Origin of the sequence: Micromonospora musae, from assembly GCF_003626545.1 — a bacterium.
Classification (GTDB): Bacteria; Actinomycetota; Actinomycetes; order Mycobacteriales; family Micromonosporaceae; genus Micromonospora; species Micromonospora musae.
Genome location: NZ_RAZS01000025.1, coordinates 1 through 2,821 on the forward strand (window position 1 = coordinate 1; position 2,821 = coordinate 2,821).

A 2,821-nucleotide genomic window follows, 5' to 3' on the forward strand; every position below is an offset into this window, starting at 1 on the left:
AGCGCCTGCAGAACATGGGCAGCGTCGGCGAGGGTGGGGTCGACGAGATCGTGCAGCAGGTCCGCGACCCCATCAACCTCTCCAACCGCGACGAGGTCGGCCAGGTGGCCTCCGCCTTCAACGTGGTGCACCGGGAGGCGGTCCGGGTCGCCGCCGAGCAGGCCGCGCTGCGTACCAGCGTCTCGGCGATGTTCCTCAACCTGGCTCGCCGCAGCCAGACCCTGGTCGACCGGATGATCGGCGAGCTGGACGCGATCGAGCGTGGCGAGGAGGACCCGAAGCGGCTGGCGCAGCTCTTCGAGCTGGACCACCTGGCCACCCGAATGCGCCGTAACGACGAGAACCTGCTGGTCCTGGCCGGCGCCGACTCGGCCGTACCGCGCCGCGACGACGCCCTGGTGGTGGACGTGCTGCGCGCCGCCCAGTCCGAGGTCGAGCTCTACAACCGGATCGAGTTCGGCACGGTCGACACCGACATCTCGGTCGCCGCGCACGCCGTCAACGACGTCGTCCGGCTCGTCGCCGAGCTGCTCGACAACGCGACCCGGTTCTCGCCGCCGACCACCATCGTGGTCGCCGACGGCCGCCGGATCCGCGACTACGTGCTGATCCAGATCGAGGACCGGGGGCTCGGCCTCACCGACGAGCAGCTCGACTCGCTGAACCGCCGACTGGCCGCCCCACCGACGGTCGACGTGGCGGCGTTCCGGCTGATGGGTCTGGCGGTGGTGAGCCGCCTGGCGTCCCGCTACGGCATCCGCGTCGAGCTGCGCCGCAACGTCGAGGGCGGCACCGTCGCCCAGGTGACGCTGCCGAACTCCACGGTGGTGCTGCCCAGCCTCACCCGGGGTCGCGAGCAGGCGCTCACCCCGCCGCGCCCGCGTCAGCCGATGGCCGTCGAGCGGGCGCCGCACACGCCGGTCGCGCTCGCCGAGCCGCGTACCGGGCTCACCTCGGCGGCCACGCTGCCCGACGAGTGGCGCACCAGCCCACCCGCCCCGGCGCCGTGGCAGGCTCCGGTGGACGCCCGGGAGACCGCGCCGACCGTGAACGCCGGCGGGCTGACCACGCCACCGGCCCAGCCGTACGCGGCGGACGGGTTCGGCGTCGACAACCCGACCGCCGCCCACCCGACGCTCACGCCGCTGCCCCGGCGCGCGCCGGGCGCCGAGGCCGCCGATCTGCCGCCCGCGCAGTCGGGGACGGGTTCGCTCGGCTCGTACGCCGGACCGAGCGCCCCCGCCATGCCACCGGCGCCGCCCGCCATGCCGCCGGCCCCGCCCGCGATGCCGCCGGCCGCCGCGCCGACGCCGATCGCCGCCCGCCCCGAACCGGTGGCCGAGGCGCCGATCTTCCGGGAGATGGAGGCGGTCTGGTTCCGGTCGCACGGCAACGACGCGACCGCGATCTTCACCCGCCCGAAGTTCGACGAGCCGCCGGCTGCGGCGTCCGGTGCCCGGGCGTCGGCCGAGGCCAGGCCGGCGGCGGTCACCTCGCCGACCACTCCGCTGCCGACCCGTACCCCCGGTGTCGGTGGCACGGCGGGCCCGGCCCAGCCGCCACCGCCGTCGTACGTTCCGCCGGCGGCCAAGCCCGCGCCCACGCCACCCGCGCCGCCCGCACCCGCTCAGGCGGCCCCGGCGCCCGCGGTCGACGCGGACGCCTGGCGGACGGCGGCCGACGAGGGCTGGTCACGCGCCAGCCAGGCGGCCGAGCCGACCGACGGCGGGACCACCCGCTCCGGGCTGCCCAAGCGCGTTCCGCAGGCGCAGCTCGTGCCGGGCGGCATCGAGCCGCGCGGCGGCCGGGAGCCCAGCCGGCGCTCCCCGGATGACGTACGTGGTCTGTTGTCGGCCTACCACCGCGGTGTGCAACGCGGTCGGGCGGCCGGGACGGACCAGAACCACACTTCCAACAAGGAGACCCGATGAACAGGCCAGCGGCCATTCAGGACATGGGTTGGCTGCTCACCAACTTCGCCGACAGCGTGGCTGGCATCGCCCACGTGGTGGCGGTGTCCGCGGACGGGTTGCTGCTCGCCTCCTCCCGGGATCTCCCCGGCGACCGGGCGGACCAGCTCGCCGCGATCACCTCCGGCGTGGTGAGCCTGACCGAGGGTGCCGCCCGGATGTTCAGTGCCGGAGGCGTCCTGCAGACCGTCATCGAGATGGACAGCGGTTACCTGTTCCTGATGTCGATCAGTGACGGTTCGTCGATGGCGGTGCTCGCCGCGCGCAGCTGTGACGTGGGCCAGGTCGGCTACGAGATGGCTCTGCTGGTCGAGCGGGTCGGAGCGGCGCTGGTGCCGCTACCGCGCGACGCGGTGCGTTCGTAGCCGCAGCGCGGTGCGTGCAGAAGCCCGGGGCGCGACGACCGCGCAGAGCCGACGGGACAGGAACGGGACCGGAGCCGCCGGGCACCGGTACGGAGAGGAGGTGATCGCGGATGGAGCCCCGACGTGACCCGCGCGGTGCGCTGGTGCGGCCGTACGCGGTCACCCGCGGCCGTACGGAGCCTCGGCAGGAGATCGCCCTGGAGGCCGTTCTGATGGCCACGCCCACCCAGGTCGCCGAGTCCCGTTTCGCCGGCCACGACAAGCACCGCATCGCCACCGTCTGCGATGGCCGGGCGCAGTCGATGGCGGAAATCGCCGCCTACACCCGGATGCCGCTCGGCGTCGCCCGGGTGCTCGTCGCCGACATGGTGACCGAGGGCCTGCTGACGCTAAACACTGCTGCTCCCGTCGAGGGATTCGAGGAGCGGATGGAACTGCTGGGAAGGGTGCTAAGTGGACTTCGCAGGCTATGACCCCGCCGGGGGG

General features: G+C 74.2%; 3 protein-coding genes. All 3 read left to right on the top strand.

Going from position 1 to position 2,821, the window contains the following annotated elements; genetic code table 11:
- Positions 1 to 1,931, top strand: a 1,931-nt coding sequence (locus D7147_RS32020; protein ID WP_147437493.1) for a sensor histidine kinase, incomplete at its 5' end; no start/stop codon positions are given.
- The gene (locus D7147_RS32025; RefSeq protein ID WP_120684473.1) at positions 1,928 to 2,335 is read left to right on the top strand and encodes a roadblock/LC7 domain-containing protein; all 408 of its coding nucleotides are present in this window, start codon (positions 1,928 to 1,930) and stop codon (positions 2,333 to 2,335) included. The genes D7147_RS32020 and D7147_RS32025, both read left to right, overlap by 4 nt.
- A 110-nt stretch (positions 2,336 to 2,445) precedes the next feature.
- A complete protein-coding gene (locus tag D7147_RS32030; protein ID WP_120684475.1) occupies positions 2,446 to 2,808 on the top strand; it encodes a DUF742 domain-containing protein in 363 nt (120 codons plus the stop codon).
- Positions 2,809 to 2,821 lie beyond the last annotated feature (13 nt).

Bases quoted from the DNA above. Each gene is read 5' to 3' on its own strand.
- D7147_RS32030 (WP_120684475.1), top strand. From the start codon at position 2,446: ATGGAGCCCCGACGTGACCCGCGCGGTGCGCTGGTGCGGCCGTACGCG.
- D7147_RS32025 (WP_120684473.1), top strand. From the start codon at position 1,928: ATGAACAGGCCAGCGGCCATTCAGGACATGGGTTGGCTGCTCACCAAC.